Source organism: Rhodopirellula maiorica SM1, from assembly GCF_000346295.1.
Classification (GTDB): Bacteria; Planctomycetota; Planctomycetia; order Pirellulales; family Pirellulaceae; genus Novipirellula; species Novipirellula maiorica.
Genome location: NZ_ANOG01000540.1, coordinates 1 through 15,468 on the forward strand (window position 1 = coordinate 1; position 15,468 = coordinate 15,468).

The window sequence follows — 15,468 nt, forward strand, 5'->3', positions numbered from 1 at the left end:
TGCCCAGCATCCGCATCAGGTAAAAGACTTGATTGGTGCTGATTTTGTGGACATCCTGACCATCGGCCGGTTCCGGTATCTGGTCGGCTGGCGTATTGGGACCGACGATGACGAGGTGATCGCCCTCTCCAGCGTTGGGGCCGAAAACGCCTAGATCCGTGGGGCTCTGCTGCCACATGTCGACGATCATACCGACCGCCAGCCCTTTGGGGACCTTCAACACAAGTGCCGCATCACGCGTATCGCCGACGCCCCAGAAATAGTGGGTCGTCTCGTTGGCGGTCAGTACGCCCCGTCTTGCGTTGAAACTCTTCACCGACAGCAACTTGTTGTAGCCATAATCTTCAATCGCATCGACGTAGCCTTGATGCAAGCGAGTCATCCCAGCGATCGGCAGCCCCCAGAGGTAAAGCTGCGCAGCGCGTTGGTGGTCCATCAGGTCATAGATCTTCTCCGCCTCGCCTTCGGCAGGAAAGCTGTGGTCGAGCTCGAATTCGCCGAAATAGGTGTCCACCGTACCGGTGACCGGCATCAGATTCTGAAACTCCGATTCGCTCTGTTGTGCCTGCACCTCGGCTGCGACCAAGATAATGACGGCACAAGCAAAAGCGATGGCCGCTTTCAGCTTCATGTTCATGGCAATCCTCGCTTTGGTAGGAACGCGTTCGCTTGATGTGTACGACATCATTCGGTCGCTAGGAGTTGTCAAAGTTGGCCAACCGAGTAGCGTGTATCCGCGATGAAGGGCGGTTGCCGGACAAGGGACGAGTGGGCTTAGTCCCGTCGGCCGCAAACGATATGCCACACGTCCACAGCCAACGGTTCACGACACGGTGACGATCACGCGACGCGACCGTCGTTGGAATCGATGGTGGTATGCAGGCCGAGCCAGCGAGGAAGATTCGTGCTTCACCAAGAAAAGGTTTGCAGCGCCCTGCCCGGAGCCCTTGGGGAACTGACTGAACGCATGGCATGGTTCAAATTCGCACGCATCAGTGCCCCCCCACGGCACACCGCTGCAGCAAACTAGAAGCTGCACCTTGGAATTCAGCGAGCCCGTCTGGGAGGCATGATGACACCGCGACTTCGCTGGCACCGACGTGATTGCGTCTGGATTCCTGGTACGTACTACAGTGGCTCTGCAACTTTGGATCGGTTTTCAAGATCACGTTGGAAGCATTTTATAGTCGGCCATCGAGAAGCGTTTGATCGCCAGCGTCTTGCTCGTTGCTTGACATAACCGGTAAGCTCTTTTTGAATGACTTTTTGATTGGTTTGCCGATCGACGCGTTTTCGGATGGCATCGTGCATCAAATGGTATTGTGCAGCGAATCAGGAGTCCTCCAAAGTGATTCATCCAACTCTGACACATCTCGGTAAACACACATCGTCCTATCCGATGGCACAACGAATTCATTTGATGCAAATCGCAATTCTTTCGCTGCTGTTTGTCACAGCCGGCGTGAATCATTTTGTGTCGCCAAGCGTGTACCTGAAGATCATGCCGGACTATCTGCCTTGGCCGATGGCTTTGGTTTATGTCTCGGGGTTCTTTGAAGTGCTCGGTGGAGTGGGCCTGGCGATTCCTCGGCTGCGACGAGCGGCGGGGTGGGGATTGATTGCGCTGCTTGTTGCCGTGTTTCCGGCGAACGTTGACATGTTGATCAACGCGGACGAGTTTCCCTCGATCCCGTATTGGACGCTGGTTGCTCGGTTGCCGCTGCAAGGTGTGTTGATCGCTTGGGTTTGGTGGGCAGCGGTGAAGCGGCCGGAATCAAAAGAATCTCAGCAGAAGACCTCGTCGTGAACGAACTGGCACAAGTGTTGTTGCTGCGGAACTCCAGCCGCTCTCCTGCAAAAACGTGGTAAACGCTCCGTCTCTCTGGCTCGCTTTTCCTCCAAATTTGCGGGGGAGAGGGACCCAAACACCACGACTTCATAACCCGGAAATCGCGGTGCATGGACCGTAAAACAGAGAGACCAAGAACGTGGTCCACCGTCGGTCGAAACTGACTCTTACTTCAAACTCTGTTTCGGCGGTTTGAACCAATTGAATGCGCCGAGCCTGCTGATGTTCGAGATCAAAGACCAGGGGTGATAGAGCGACATCTCCGATACGAAGCAGTGTCGCTTGGCGGCCCTCGACCTGAAAACTACGAAAGGGTGAACCGCACGGACACGGGTCCAGATAAAACCTGAGACGATCGCCGATGTCATAGCGGATAATCGGTTGAACATCGTTCACGAGCACGGTCAGAAGTGCCGTGGCCGAAAGAGTACCATCGGGAACCGGTTGCATGTTTTCGTCAACCGCCTCCAGGATCACCCAGTCTTCGTGCACGTGATGGCGACCATGGCTGCACTGCAACGACGGCGTGAAGCATTCGGTACTGGCATAGGAACTGACAACATTATGCTTCAAGGATGGGAACACGTGGCGAACTTTCTGACAAAGAGCCTCCGTGAGAGTCTCTCCGCTGACTCTGAAAAGTGCCGGTTCAATGTTCAGTCGCCCAGCTTCCTTCTCTCTGGCCAGAATCGACAATACACTTGGGTAAGTCACAATGGTGCCGATCCCATCTATCGCATTGAGTTGCTCGACAATTTTCTCAATCGGTTGCTCGGCCTCAATAAAGGTCGTACGCTTCGCCAGCCAGGGACGCAAATGGTTCATCAGTCGAACAATGCCAGCCCCGGCAAAGTGACCATTTCCGCCGCTAATCGTCACGTCCCATCCGACTTTACGCGCTTCGTTGATGCACCGGAGTTGGCTTCGGTCCAATCGAGCCAGGGTAATACCGTACAACAACTCAAAAACTGCGGATGGCAATACGATAACGGCGGGTTCACCGGACGTCCCGGACGTTCGAAATACAGCGACATCGGCAATGGGAACGCCCAGTTGATTGATAGCACGCATGTGTTCCCGTGCGCGGGTAAGAGGAAGATCACGAATCGTCAGCCAGTCATCGAAATCACGCATCAGCTCGGGCTTACGAGTAACCGGAAGCTCATGTAATTCGATGAGGCTAGATGCCCTTAAATCGGAATAGAGTCTTCGAAACAACGGAGAATCCTGCCGCACTTTCTCAACCAGACGTCGGAGTCGCTTCAACTGCCGAGCTTCAATTCGTTTACGGCCACCCCGGGCTGTCCAAAGTCCGTCAGCGAAGTATCCCAAGGTTCTGAGCACGCTGAATCGCATTGAGCTAGGCTCCGCTGGCTGGGATCGTTGGGATTGGCTTTTCAAGCCACACGTTGGATTGTGGCGTCGAGATACGGTCGCAGCTGATCGATCGCGGGTGTGGCGATTCCTGACTGGCTGACTAGTTTCCGAAATTCGTTCGCGAGCGTTTTCATCTCCTCACGCGCGTCGGAGGCATGACCGAGTTTGATGCTGGCGGCTTTGTCATCAAGCTTTCGGCGAGTGATCGCGAGCAACAGCCTTTCTGGAATCCAGCGAAAGATCTTGTGAATCGGCGGCGTGATGGGAACGCCGATCGATGAGAGAACGCGGTGGCCTTCACGGATGGCCCGAATCATCAGAACGAGAGTCTGACGGTTGCTTTTCAATTCGCCAATCACTCCACCCGCCATGTACAATGCGGCCGCAGTTGGGATGATTTCGGCAGCATGCGTCTTGAGCCATGCATCCATGTTGCGAGAAATCGAAACCGGGAATCCTGCATCCTTCAACGTCGTGGCGATCGCTTTGATGCGTTTCGATACGGTACCCTCGAGCTCGCCGATCGTCGTGGGCTGCTCGCGGCGATCGAGGATGAGGTATTGGATGTACTCGTCACAGCGAACGGCAGACGCACCTGGAAAGCCGAGCAGCACTCGCTCGCGACCGATTGCCTTGATCATCGCTTCAGGTCCGCCAGCGTTGTTTCCGAAGAACATGACGCTCGGTGTGTTTCGGTTTGCGGCCAGTATCGGCAGGGCTTCGCTGACTCGGTTCCTCGGCAGGATCACCAACACCAAGTCGTAGGCATCTTCCGCAGTGAGTCGCTCCACAACTCTGACGTGAATCATGGTCTTTTGGCCGCTATAAAATTCCTGCAACCGGATTCCGTGTTCGCGGATTTCACGCAAACACTCTCCTCTCGCAAGTAGGGTGACGTCGTTTCCAGCCTCGTTTAGCTTCGCCGCGTACAGCGAACCGACATTTCCTGCGCCATAGACCAGAATCTTCATCACTCGCTCTCCTTGCAAAGGGGGGCTCGCCGAAACCACGTCGACCTGACCGACGAGTCATCGCAATGGGCATGCCAACACTGGTTGGCCGTTGCTTTCGGTATGCCAACTGCATTCCTAGTCGAACGAAACTCAGAGGCTTCGACGACATTCGATACGGAGAACGCTTCGATGCTTAAGCTTCTCATTGCCTATAGAACGTACGACGGCCATACCGCGGAGATTGTTGATCGGATCGCATTGGCGTTTCGCGACAACGATTGTGCGGTTGACGTGTGCGATCTCGCACGCTCGGCACCTCGAACGTTGCACTGCTGAGTCGATTTGACATCGGGGGAATCATGAAAAACGAGTGGGACATCATCGTCATCGGTTCTGGCATGGGCGGGATGGTCACCGCCGCAGCACTGTCCAGATTAGGACACAAGGTGCTGATGCTGGAACAGTACGATAAGCTCGGCGGCCAAACACATAGCTTTTCCCGCGAGGGATTTTCGTGGGACGCCGGACTTCACTACCTCGGCGGATTCGGACCGGATGAATCCGAAAAGGCGATGCTGGATTGGTTGTGTGACTCGCCGATCGAACTGGCTCCGATTGGCGTCGTTTACGATACGCTGCACATCGGCGACGCGACTCCGCTGAAACTCTCGCGTCCCGCCTCAGCACAGCGATTGGATTTAAAGGAACGTTTTCCCGACGAAACGGAAGCGATTGATAAGTGGTTCGATGCGATCATCGACGGTCGCGACGCCCTATATACGGTCGGGCAGATGCGATCCATACCGTCCATCTTTGGCTCGGCGGTGAAGTGGTGGCGTGGGAAGAAATGCTGGCGATTCTGCGAACGCACGACCGCGGAAGTCGTCAATCAAATCACGGGCAACGCGGAACTTGCCAAAGTCCTGATGGCCCAGTGGGGCGACTTCGGTGGTCGACCGACCACGGCGAGTTTTGCGATCCACGCAGCGGTGATGAATTCGTATCTGGTAGCAGGCGCTTACTATCCGGTTGGCGGGGCAGGTTCGATTGGCGAGCACCTGTTGCCCACCATCAGAAATAACGGAGGTGAAACGCGGGCGGGCGTCGAAGTCACGTCGTTGATCATGGAAAACGGGGTTGCCACGGGTGTCGAGACAACAGACGGAGAAAAGATCTTTGCCAAACGCATCGTGTCAAACATCGGCGCTCGCGAAACAGTCGATCGGCTGTTGCCAGACGGTCACGGCCGAGACGATTGGGTGAATGAAATTCGGTCGATTGGACCCAACATCTGTCACTACTCATTGTTCCTCGGCTTTGAGGGCGATGTCGAAGCGGCCGGGATGACAAAGTCCAACCATTGGCTCTATCCCACCGGCGAAGTCGATGTCCTCTGGATGGACGCTCCCGATAACTCGCCGCCAGCCATGTTTGCTTCGTTCGCGTCACTGAAAGACCCGGCTCATGATCCCGGCCCGAAGAAGAAATACGCTGGCGAATTAATCGCGTGGTCTGATTGGTCAACGGTCGAAAAATGGGCCGAACCTACAGGGGGCGAACGTGGCGACGACTATCCATCGTTTAAGCAGCAGATCGAAAAGGTTCTATTGGCGCAGTTTGCAAAATACTTCCCGCGACTGGCCGAGTTAATCGTCTTTCACGAACTTTCGACACCGTTGGCAACCGCGTCGATCACGGGACACCGCATGGGGTCGTTTTACGGCCTCGATATGACACCGCATCGCATCACGACCGACGCGCTGCGGATGAAGACACCGATCGACGGGCTCTACCTGACTGGGCAGGACGTTCTCTCGCCCGGCATCCCCGGAGCGTTTTGGGGCGGCTTTCTGTGCGCCTGCAGCATCGACCCCAAAGTGTTCATGCACATGAACGGATAAAGATGACGGCATGATCGATGCACTCTCGCTGCGTTCGCTACATAGCCAATCCATATCTGATTGAAAACATGACCTGATCGTTTAGACCTGTCGAGACATGACCGCGGCATTGGCTTCTAGCAAGTGTTCTGATCATCATCATCGGCTGTAATCCTATGCCACTTATTCTTCCGGAGGTCCTTAAATCGACCAAGCAATTGCCAGTCGATTACCAGAAATTGAGCCAACATTCCAAGCCGTCCCGATGCGCGAGTGGCTTCATACCACACGATACAGCGACTTCAGAACCCGCGTTTTTCAAACTTCAAACTTCCAGACGTGCCAAGACGAAGCAAACCGTTTTTCGAGCTTGTCACACGACAAATCACGAAACTACCGAGCTACCTTCCGCTAGTCCGGCACAATACAACGGAGAAACCGATCGCCCTCGCCGTACCGTGCTTGTTCGACAATCCCTGACCACGACTTCAACATCCGTAATTTCTTCCTTCGCCGGCAGCACTGTGCTCATGGCGTATCAAAAGAAAGGTCAGCCAGCCGACAGCGGCACAATCTCGTTAAAACGCAAGCCGCGATTCGACTTGCGATTCGCATCCTTGGCAGCGAGATGCTTACCGATCACCAACAGGTCTTCGAGCGATGCAACACGACCGCCAATGCAATTCTCGGTTCGCACATCGCTGATGATTACCGCCAATGTTGCATTGGCGACTGCGTTGTTTGCCAAGTTCCCGATCGTGTTGCGTGGGATAGCGTGCGCCGGCACGTATGTATTCCTAATTTGGTATTGCGTGGGAAGCCCACAGCATCGCATGGCCGCAGCGGCAACAATCGCGTGTTTGATCCTGTCGTACGCCCGGTTCGTCGGGTACGACGAACTGAACCGGATACTAACAAAGCTGGCAGTCATGATTGCCGGAATGAGCGAGTTTCTTCCTGCGGCATTCCTAGGCAAATGTTCGGACAACACTTCTAAGAATTACAATGGCTGCCGATTTTACTGACCGGAGTCGAGCTTTTGTTTGGCATCTGGATGATTCGACTGGGGCCGAAACGAAGGATCGCCTACTTACCGCTTGTTACGCTGATTTCGGGAGTGGGCTCGCTAGGCTTCTATATGATTTGCATCGTTTGATGGCTCAGCAATCAACTCTGGCCATTGTGTCTCTTCTGAGTTGGGCGGATTCTTGGTAGATTGAGTATGGTGCAGAGTCAGCTTTGCCCCGACTTCCGTTGACTCGTTGTTTCAACTCACACGCTGCACCCGCAGAGAGCTGAAGGCGAATCTGGTCAGAAAAAATACCGTTAGCGGGAGTTAAAGCGAACCTGACAACCGCGTTGGGTGACTGTCATTAAGACGCAAGGGAATAGACATGGGTAGAACGCTACAGCATACTGGCATACGCGTACCACTTTTAGTGGCGTATTCTCTTGAGCTTGCAAAAGAGTGGCATCCAACGAAGAACGTCAAGTTCAAGCGGGATGAGGTTCCTCACAACAGTAGCTATCGGGCTTGGTGGAGGTGCAAGAAAAATCCGCGGCACGTGTGGCAAGCGAACGTCGCAACCCGAGCAATCGACAAACAAGGCTGCCCGTACTGCTCAGGCCGAAAGGTGCTTCCTGAGGATTCGATTATTGCGTTGTTTCCCGAAGTCGCTGCTGAATTTCATCCGACCAAGAACGGGGAAGCGAGGCCGGAGCAGTTCGCGCCTAATTCAAACAAGCATGTTTGGTGGCAATGCCGGATCGATTCAACTCATAAATGGAAATCTGAAGTTGCTAATCGGACCAAAGGCAGCCAATGCCCTCAATGTCGTAAACTCGAGAATTCATTGGCTCGAAAGTCGCCGCAATTAGCAGCCGAATGGCACCCGAAATGGTCGCAAGCAGCAGTGAAAAGAAGGTTTGGTGGCAATGCAGGTTTCACACTGACCACGTATGGAACGCTTGCGTTGCAACCCGCACAAGGCGAGACGGAAAGTGCCCCTGCTGCCGAAAAGCTTGCGGTGAAATCGACTCGCGAACCAACGGAAAATTCACGGCCCGCCGAGGCCTTGATGAGACCGCGCACGATTTATTGAAGTTTTGGCATCCAACGATGAACGGAAAACTTCGCCCGAGCGATGTGTCTCACGGCTCGTCGCGGGAAGTGTGGTGGCAGTGTCCCAAAAGCCCAAGTCATTCATGGAAAGAGTCGATCGACCGAATCTACGGGCGCAAAAAGAAATGTCGACAGTGTCCTGGAGGCAGGAACTTCGGCACCGTGACGGCCGAAAAGTCGCTAGGGTACTTACATCCGAAACTGCTCGCGGAATGGCACCCAACGCTAAACGGCGATCTTGACCCGATGAGCTTGGCACCCGGTAGTGGCAAGAAACCGTTCTGGCAATGCGCGGCAGATCCGAAACATGTGTGGGATGCGCACGTTTTCCGTCGAACAAAAGGTGCGGGCTGCCCTTTTTGCAGCGGTTTGCGAGCCGATTCAAAAACTTGCTTAGCTGCAGTAGACGCTGAGATCGCTGCGACATGGCATCCGACCAGAAATGGAGACGTGACTCCCGCCGACGTCACTCGTCAGAGTGCGACAAAACGATGGTGGATGTGTGGTACGAACCCCGAGCACGTTTGGTCACAGTCAGTCCAGAATCGTGTCAATCGCCGGCAGTGCCCTGAATGCAACAAACTTGCTCGAAAAGGTAAACTCGAAAATGCCCTCGCCCGTTCGATTTCGGAAAACGTTTCTTCTTACGCGACATTCGCTGATTCGATCGACAGCTTGTCGCGGCTGGCTTTGCTTGAGTCGCCTGACCCAGTTTTGCAGCAGGTTCTTTACCGCCAAGTTTACGCAGGTGTAGTGGCGTCGATGGAGACTTACCTTTCAGATACGTTCATCAACACCGTGGTTGGTAGCAAGGTGTTGCGAAATCGCTTCGCCAGAGCAACTTCTGATTTCGCAAATCGCAAGTACAAACTTGACGAGGTGATTGACTGGGAACGTCACAGCCAGACCATTGTCAAAAAACATCTCGTCGATCAGGTGTTTCACAACCTCCCGAAAGTTGGACCGCTGTTCAAGAACGTTCTAAAGGTCGAATTTCCTACCGGAGACGCGTTTGCCGATTTGCAGCGAATTGTGAATGCTCGACACAATATCGTTCATCGCAATGGTCGCACGAAGAAAGGGCAATTTCTTTCGCTAACCGTAGCAGAGATCGATTCGGCAATCTCCAAAGTCCGACACTTTGTCGAAGACGTTGACTCCCAAGTCGCACAGACGCCGTGGAAACCGCGACATCCGACAAAGTCTCGTTGAGCTGGTTGGCAGGCCAGATTGCGAATGTTTCTGGCTGCCAACCATCGGATGTGCACAGTGATCACAGGGCCCCAGCACGCTGCTCGGTGAGGTGCTAAGACCTCGGTTGCATTGGAGGGCTGGAGAATATGCTCTGTCCAAGACTGCATATCTAATTGACGATTTTGCAGGATCAAAGCGACTTAGCGATTGCTCGGCAAGGCACAGAAGACGAGGTCGGGCTGGCGAAACTAGGCGAGCCTGCAAAGCCTGCGCTGGATATACTGGATCGCGACCTGCAGAAATTCTCAGCCGATCTGCAGTCTTACATCGCCAAAGCACGAATATCGCCCGATTCAATCAAGTCGACGGGTCCGTTTGCACCAGAAATGAACGCCGTCCCACAACGTTCCGTTGGACCGACTCGCGTGGTGGAAGGCGATCAGATAAAGCTGCCACCATCCTCGCCAACAGTTAATATTCGAAAGCTACCCGCCGACCCTGAACAAGTGCCATCGGGCGACGTCAATGTTCGTCCAGTGAACAGGGATGTCATTGCGCTCACGCCCTATTGTCAGATCGGCAACTTTGAGAATCTGAAATGGCGTCTAGCGTATCGTGAACCAACGACTTTCATTGCGGAAAAAGAGGATTACACCGAATCAATTGTGGTGGTGATCCAACCGCTTGTGGAAAGCCAAAAAGAAATTCAGATCGAACAATGGGAGCTTCGTGATTACAAGATTGTCCGCGCCACCCGGCTTGATCCGAACCAAAGAAGTCATCTGTCGAACGCCGAAAGTATCTATTCGCCTTGCTGTTTCTCTTTTCGGGGTTCCCTACGTTTCTTGCTCAGACGCTCCTTGGTCAGAGCAGAGGGAAGGGGTTGCGCGGTATCCTCGAAACTGGGGACTAGCGAGCGGAGTTTTTTGACGGTGGTGGCGTATTCCGGGTTGTCGATCTGGTTGGTCCATTCGTGAGGATCCTTCGTGGTGTCGTAGAATTCCTCCTGGTCAGACCCGTAGCGGGTGTAGCGTCCGAGTTCGTGGCGAATGCTGACGTAGGCCAGGTCCGTTTTGCCTTTATCGCATAATCCGGTGATCGCGGTGCTTTCCCAGGCAGCCTTCGTGTTTGTGAGCAGGGGAACCAGCGAGCGTCCATCGATGTAGGCGGGGGGCGTCAGTCCACAGAGTTCGGCCAAGGTGGGGTAGATGTCCATCAAGGAAACGAACCGTTCCGATACGCCCCCAGCTTCGCTGACTCCCGGCGCGCGAAACATCAACAACGTGTGCGTTCCCTCTTCCCAGAGGGTGGTCTTTTGCCAGTGGAGTTTCTCCCCCAGGTGCAAGCCGTGATCGGTGAGGAAGACAACAATGGTGTTGTCCTTGTAGGGGCTTTTTTCGAGGGCATCGAGGACGCGCCCGATTTGAGTGTCGACATAGGTGGTCGTGGCCAGGTAGGCCTGCACTGCCTCTTTATGTTTGCCCGACTTGATGACCTTGTCGGCGAAGCTCCCGATCCCGTCACTTACCGCTTTGGCCAAGGGAGGAAGGTCATCCAGGTCGTCCTCCTTCAGTTCGGGAAGGACGATCTGGTCCAGGGGGTACGATGTCAAAATACTTTTGCGGGACATACCAGGGCATATGCGGATTGAACGTGCCGTACGCCAGGAAGAATGGCTTGTCGTGTTGTTTCTCCAGGACCGCGATGGCCTTGTCGGCCCCAGCGGTGTCATTCATTTGTTTTTCGGCAAGGTGAATCACTCCCCAATCCTGCTCTCCCCCGCTGAGTCCGGCTAAAGACGCACCGGGAGGAGCCGGGTCTCTTTTGTGGCCGACTTTTTCATCCCAGTGCTCTTTCTGGTCCCAGCCGTGGGTGATTTTGCCGTAGCCGAAGGTGTCGTAGCCGCTCTTCTTGAACAGCCCGGCCAGTGACAGCACGTCATCCTGGTTCAGTACCTCACTTTTGTTGATGGTCTGCGCATTGTTGTAGATCCCCGATTTCCAGGGTGCTACCCCCGAAAAGAACGCGGTGCGAGAAGGCGAACAAACCGGCGCGGCGGTGTAGGCTCGCGTGAAGTTGACTCCGCTGGCGGCTAGCTTGCGAAGATTCGGCGCAACGACTTTACCTGCATAGCGATCTGCATCGTCCAGCATCCAACTGTTCAAATCATCGGCAACTAACAGCAGCACGTTCATCCGCTGGCTGTGTTCCTGAGCTCCCGCTAAGCCGACTGAAGAGACGATCAAGAGCCATGCAAAAAGAATTCTGTACATCGGTGATTTCAATTTTCTCATAAGTAGTGGACGAGGTAACGAGTCCCTCGAGGAACAGTTGGACGGCAGCGAAAGAGGACTCGTAACCTCGTCCACTACGAATTAAAAGAACCGATTCGCCATGTCACTCGTTTGTAAGTTCGCGGATGCGAATGTTGCGGAACGAAACGTGCCGAATTTTCTCAGGTGACTTGACGCCATGTACTTGAAGGGCAATCACACCTTTGGGATATTTCTGGTCGATTTCGTCATCCAGCGTCACGTCGCTAACGGGTTCGCCGTTGATCCAAGTTTGAATGACTTTGCCCTTTGCGAGAACGCGAACTTTATTCCACGCTCCGTTGATCATCAGGCTGTTGCGTTCAAGGTCATCGGTTGGTGTGAACCAACGTCCGTTTCCCTGCCCAAATAGGTGCCCCGAGCGTCCTGGAGATTTTCCTAGGTCGACTTGCGGTCCGTGCACGCTGGGACGGCTGTCACCCTTTGCGTTGACGCGGGTCGTGCTGGTGCGAATTTGCACGCCTGAGTTCAAGTCTATGTCATGAAGCTTGACTTCGAGCTCCAGTTCAAAGTCGCGGTATTCGTTTTCGGTGATTAGAAAGTGTGTCTGATTCGAGCTCGCTCCTAGAATCACGCCATCGACAATTTGAAACTGGGTTGTCACTGGACGCTTTCCAACCGTTTAACGATTCGCCGTTGAACAAAACGTGCCAGTCGCCAGCATTGGCCAAGCCGGTGCTGGCAAGAAAGACGAGAGCAGCGATGGATAGCGAGCTGCCCCATCGCAATTGAGTTGATTTGCGGCAATAGCCGAGTGGGGTTGAGTTCATCGAATTATTTTCCAGGAGATGGTGTCTTGAGGGTTTGCGCAATGCGAGGGTAGTGGACGAGGTTACGAGTTCTTGCTTGCCAGAAATCGCGGGGACTCAAAGCCTCGTCCACTACAGGGCAGGGACTCGTAACCTCGTCCACTACGGGGATTTTCTAAATCGTCGGAAGGGCGAAGTCGGGGCGACGTGTCTTGACCAGCAGTTCGTTTGCTTCCTTGTCGTTCGTGATTTGCTCGGTTGCTTGGTCCCACTCGATCGGACGACCGACGGTTCGGCAAATGTTGATCAGGTGCGCGACGCTGGTAACCAGATGGCCGACTTCGACCGGGGCGTTGGGTTCCTGTCGTGATTCAATGCAGTCGAGCCAGTTGCCGACATGGTTTTCCGACTCTTCGCCTTCGAAGGGTGCAAGCAGTGTCGTCGGATTACACGCAAAACGGCCTCGATTGATCTCCATCTTGCCTTTCTCGCCGACAAAGATCCCACCGAACGCCGGGCCGCCGTCGCTTTCCAGTCGAACCACCGTTCCGTCGGGATAATAAAGCCGAACTCCACGTTCTCGGTCGCTTTTTGCTTTCGTGGATGGCTCGATTCGCTTAGGCGCAACGTTCTCCCAGCCCATCGCCAGGTGAACCATGTCCAGGGCGTGCGACCCCCGATCGCAGATGGGACCGCCAGTGAAAATATCGTAACTTCGCCACCGGCGGTGCAGTCGTTCGTGATAGTCAACAAGGGGTGCCTGGTCGCAGAATCGATTCCAATCCATGCCTTCGGGAATGGCTTGCTGCTGGAGTCCCGTTGGGGATTGCGACCCTGAATAATTCTTGACCAGAATCGTATGCACTTTGCCGAGGCCGCCCTCTCGGACAAATTGGCACGAGTACTGGTTGTTGGCCGTGCTGCGCTGTTGCGTTCCCACTTGAAGAATACGTTGATGTTTGCGGACGGCTTGTACCAGCGCGCGACCTTCCGGAATACTGAAACTCAAGGGTTTCTCCGCGTAGATGTCCAGCTGGTTGGCACAAGCCATCATGGCCGCTCGAACTCGAACGTGATCGGGCGTCGCGATCATCACGGCGTCCAGGTCTTCCCTGTCGAACATTTCTTCATAGTTCTGATAGGCCGTCCATTCCGGATCGCTTTTTGTTGACTTGCGGTATTCATCCGCCAAAGTTGCTATTTGCGGCAGGTGACAGTCACAGACCGCGACCATCTCAGCACGATCGACTTCTCGGGAGAGTGCTCGAATTAGCCACTTGGCGCGATTTCCGGCGCCAATCAAGCCGATACGTATTTTGGAATTGGCATCCCTAGGGCCCGGCGCCGCGGAGGCCGACGAGACAAAGACGGTGGGAATGGCTAGCGCTGGCGCCGCAATCGTCGAATCTTTGATGAATTGACGTCGTGTGCGATTCGTCGGGGCACTTGGCATGATCGGTTTCTGGTGGGGCATTGGCTAATTCGTCTCCGTTGAAAGTGTTCCGATGGGTCGAGAGTTGGCGTCGAGTTCTTTGGTGAATGTCTTCATTCGCTCGGTCAGTTGCTGCACTTTTTCGGGATGCTCGGCAGCGACGTTGGTTGTTTCACTCACATCGTTCTTCAAATTGAAAAGCGATCCGGCGGCTGCGGCGACTCGATCGGTTTTCCCGATTGTGTCCGACTTTCCTCCGCCGGGCGTTTGGCTTTTGACAAACAGTTTCCAATCGCCGTGGCGAATGGTGGCATCGGGCACAATGAAGGAGTCGTGAATCGGCGCGTCGACTTGTTCGTCACGCATATACGGTAGGATGTTGCGACCGTCGATCACTCGGTCCGCTGGTGGGGCGATGCCTGCGATCAAGCAAAACGTCGGAAGCATGTCGATGATCGCGGTGATTTCATCATTGGTCGAACCCGGAGGAATGACTTTGGGCCACCGCATGATGCAAGGAACTCGAATCCCGCCTTCAAAGTTGGTCCATTTGCCGTCTCGCAGCAAGCCGGCACTGCCATAGCCTTTCACGTTCAGTTGCGGACCGTTGTCGGAAGCAAAGACGACCAGCGTGTTTTCAGTGAGGTCGAGTTCTTCGAGCGTTTTCATCAGCTCACCGACCTGCCAATCGATCTCTTGAACCACGTCTCCGTAGGTGCCTTGCTTTGAACTTCCTTGGAACCGTGGATGGGGAAGCCACTTTACATGGGGCAGTGGCGATGCGTAGTACAGGAAGAAAGGCCGATCTTTGTGCTGTTTGATGAACTCAATGCCAGCGGCGAGAAGCTTCGGCGAGTGGATGCCGTTCGTCTTGTGTTTTACAGTCTCGACGATCTGCTGATTGCGATAGATTGCGGTTGTTTTCTTGTCATCGCACTCCATGAAGCCGAAGAAACTGTCGAAGCCATGGTTCACCGGATTGAACTCATTCCACTCGCCCAGATGCCATTTGCCGACGATGCCGGTTGCGTAGCCCGCCGTTTTAAGAAGTTCAGCGACCGTGATCTCATCGGTGTTGAGCCCAATTTTCTCTTTGCGATAGACCACGTTATTAACGCCAACTCGCTGAGCATGGCATCCCGTCATCAACGCTGCACGCGTCGGTGAACAGCGGTTGTGAACATAGAAGCTGGTCAACTTCATGCCTTCGGCGCACAGTCGGTCGATATTCGGCGTGACAATGTCCTTCGATCCGTAACATCCCAAGTCGCCGTAGCCCTGATCGTCCGTCAGGAAGACGACGATGTTGGGCCGATCAGAATTCGCGGCGGAGGCTGCCGATACGGACAGCAGGACAAGTGTTATAGCAGAGAGAAATTTCATTTTAGTCGATCATTCATCGTCGAGCACAAACTCATCAGTGTTCATCTGTGGCAAATCAATCCTGGCTGTGGCGAGGATTCGCTACTCCCGCAGGTCTTAAGTTGGCACGAAGCTCATTCTCCAAGTCCTCCATCTGTTTCTTCAAACGCACAACGACGTCGGAATGCTCGGTCAGCAAATTGTGTTGTTCGCCGAG

Annotated in this window: 13 protein-coding genes and 2 pseudogenes; 6 read left to right on the forward strand and 9 right to left on the reverse strand. The window is 54.3% G+C overall.

Annotated elements, in window-relative coordinates; translation table 11 throughout:
• Positions 1-637: DUF1254 domain-containing protein (locus RMSM_RS17265; protein ID WP_008698885.1), on the reverse strand; the 637-nt coding region annotated here is incomplete at its 3' end.
• Positions 638-1,348: 711 nt separating this feature from the next.
• Here RMSM_RS17265 and RMSM_RS17270 point away from each other — a divergent pair.
• On the forward strand, positions 1,349-1,807 hold the full coding sequence (locus RMSM_RS17270) for a DoxX family protein (RefSeq protein WP_236622182.1): 459 nt from the start codon (positions 1,349-1,351) through the stop codon (positions 1,805-1,807).
• A gap of 129 nt (positions 1,808-1,936) precedes the next feature.
• Here the strand turns inward: RMSM_RS17270 and RMSM_RS17275 are convergent, their stop codons facing one another.
• Together RMSM_RS17275 and RMSM_RS17280 are read right to left on the reverse strand one after the other, a co-directional pair.
• Complete coding sequence (locus tag RMSM_RS17275; protein WP_144057736.1) at positions 1,937-2,983, reverse strand: phenylacetate--CoA ligase family protein; 1,047 nt, start codon at positions 2,981-2,983, stop codon at positions 1,937-1,939.
• 263 nt (positions 2,984-3,246) lie between these two features.
• Positions 3,247-4,197: a ketopantoate reductase family protein gene (locus RMSM_RS17280; RefSeq protein ID WP_144057737.1), complete on the reverse strand. Its 951-nt coding sequence runs from the start codon at positions 4,195-4,197 to the stop codon at positions 3,247-3,249.
• A gap of 171 nt (positions 4,198-4,368) precedes the next feature.
• Here RMSM_RS17280 and RMSM_RS41025 point away from each other — a divergent pair, with 171 nt between their 5' ends.
• Positions 4,369-4,515: a hypothetical protein gene (locus tag RMSM_RS41025; protein ID WP_160168309.1), complete on the forward strand. Its 147-nt coding sequence runs from the start codon at positions 4,369-4,371 to the stop codon at positions 4,513-4,515.
• A 23-nt stretch (positions 4,516-4,538) separates the two neighbouring features.
• On the forward strand, positions 4,539-6,080 hold the full coding sequence (locus RMSM_RS17290) for a phytoene desaturase family protein (RefSeq protein WP_144057738.1): 1,542 nt from the start codon (positions 4,539-4,541) through the stop codon (positions 6,078-6,080).
• 529 nt (positions 6,081-6,609) lie between these two features.
• Here the strand turns inward: RMSM_RS17290 and RMSM_RS17295 are convergent.
• Positions 6,610-6,846: a hypothetical protein gene (locus RMSM_RS17295; RefSeq protein WP_040767673.1), complete on the reverse strand. Its 237-nt coding sequence runs from the start codon at positions 6,844-6,846 to the stop codon at positions 6,610-6,612.
• 607 nt (positions 6,847-7,453) lie between these two features.
• Here RMSM_RS17295 and RMSM_RS43790 point away from each other — a divergent pair.
• The 3 genes and pseudogenes from RMSM_RS43790 to RMSM_RS41840 form a co-directional block, all read left to right on the forward strand.
• A pseudogene (locus RMSM_RS43790) lies at positions 7,454-7,888 on the forward strand (zinc-ribbon domain-containing protein); the annotation flags it as partial.
• 56 nt (positions 7,889-7,944) lie between these two features.
• Positions 7,945-8,751, forward strand: a pseudogene (locus tag RMSM_RS43795) (zinc-ribbon domain-containing protein); the annotation flags it as partial.
• A 192-nt stretch (positions 8,752-8,943) separates the two neighbouring features.
• Positions 8,944-9,393, forward strand: a complete 450-nt coding sequence (locus tag RMSM_RS41840; protein ID WP_173405133.1) for a hypothetical protein — start codon at positions 8,944-8,946, stop codon at positions 9,391-9,393.
• A 784-nt stretch (positions 9,394-10,177) separates the two neighbouring features.
• Here RMSM_RS41840 and RMSM_RS43420 read toward each other — a convergent pair.
• The 5 genes from RMSM_RS43420 to RMSM_RS17330 form a co-directional block, all read right to left on the reverse strand.
• A complete protein-coding gene (locus tag RMSM_RS43420) occupies positions 10,178-11,005 on the reverse strand; it encodes a sulfatase-like hydrolase/transferase (protein WP_261340340.1) in 828 nt (275 codons plus the stop codon).
• Complete coding sequence (locus tag RMSM_RS43425) at positions 10,926-11,669, reverse strand: sulfatase-like hydrolase/transferase (RefSeq protein ID WP_261340341.1); 744 nt, start codon at positions 11,667-11,669, stop codon at positions 10,926-10,928. The genes RMSM_RS43420 and RMSM_RS43425 overlap by 80 nt, the downstream gene beginning before the upstream one ends.
• A 103-nt stretch (positions 11,670-11,772) precedes the next feature.
• Complete coding sequence (locus RMSM_RS17320) at positions 11,773-12,312, reverse strand: 3-keto-disaccharide hydrolase (RefSeq protein ID WP_008698911.1); 540 nt, start codon at positions 12,310-12,312, stop codon at positions 11,773-11,775.
• Between the two features lie 320 nt (positions 12,313-12,632).
• A complete protein-coding gene (locus RMSM_RS17325) occupies positions 12,633-13,910 on the reverse strand; it encodes a Gfo/Idh/MocA family protein (protein WP_040767686.1) in 1,278 nt (425 codons plus the stop codon).
• A 24-nt stretch (positions 13,911-13,934) separates the two neighbouring features.
• Positions 13,935-15,272 carry a sulfatase-like hydrolase/transferase gene (locus RMSM_RS17330; protein ID WP_008698914.1) on the reverse strand — a complete coding sequence of 446 codons (1,338 nt, stop codon included), beginning with the start codon at positions 15,270-15,272 and terminating at the stop codon, positions 13,935-13,937.
• Positions 15,273-15,468 lie beyond the last annotated feature (196 nt).

What these genes read in the sequence shown, in the direction of transcription:
- RMSM_RS17280 (WP_144057737.1), bottom strand. Translation starts at nt 4,197, where the DNA reads ATGAAGATTCTGGTCTATGGCGCAGGAAATGTCGGTTCGCTGTACGCG.
- RMSM_RS17290 (WP_144057738.1), top strand. Translation starts at nt 4,539, where the DNA reads ATGAAAAACGAGTGGGACATCATCGTCATCGGTTCTGGCATGGGCGGG.
- RMSM_RS41025 (WP_160168309.1), top strand. Translation starts at nt 4,369, where the DNA reads ATGCTTAAGCTTCTCATTGCCTATAGAACGTACGACGGCCATACCGCG.
- RMSM_RS17325 (WP_040767686.1), bottom strand. Translation starts at nt 13,910, where the DNA reads ATGCCAAGTGCCCCGACGAATCGCACACGACGTCAATTCATCAAAGAT.
- RMSM_RS43420 (WP_261340340.1), bottom strand. Translation starts at nt 11,005, where the DNA reads ATGTCCCGCAAAAGTATTTTGACATCGTACCCCCTGGACCAGATCGTC.
- RMSM_RS41840 (WP_173405133.1), top strand. Translation starts at nt 8,944, where the DNA reads ATGGAGACTTACCTTTCAGATACGTTCATCAACACCGTGGTTGGTAGC.
- RMSM_RS17330 (WP_008698914.1), bottom strand. Translation starts at nt 15,272, where the DNA reads ATGAAATTTCTCTCTGCTATAACACTTGTCCTGCTGTCCGTATCGGCA.
- RMSM_RS43425 (WP_261340341.1), bottom strand. Translation starts at nt 11,669, where the DNA reads ATGAGAAAATTGAAATCACCGATGTACAGAATTCTTTTTGCATGGCTC.
- RMSM_RS17275 (WP_144057736.1), bottom strand. Translation starts at nt 2,983, where the DNA reads ATGCGTGATTTCGATGACTGGCTGACGATTCGTGATCTTCCTCTTACC.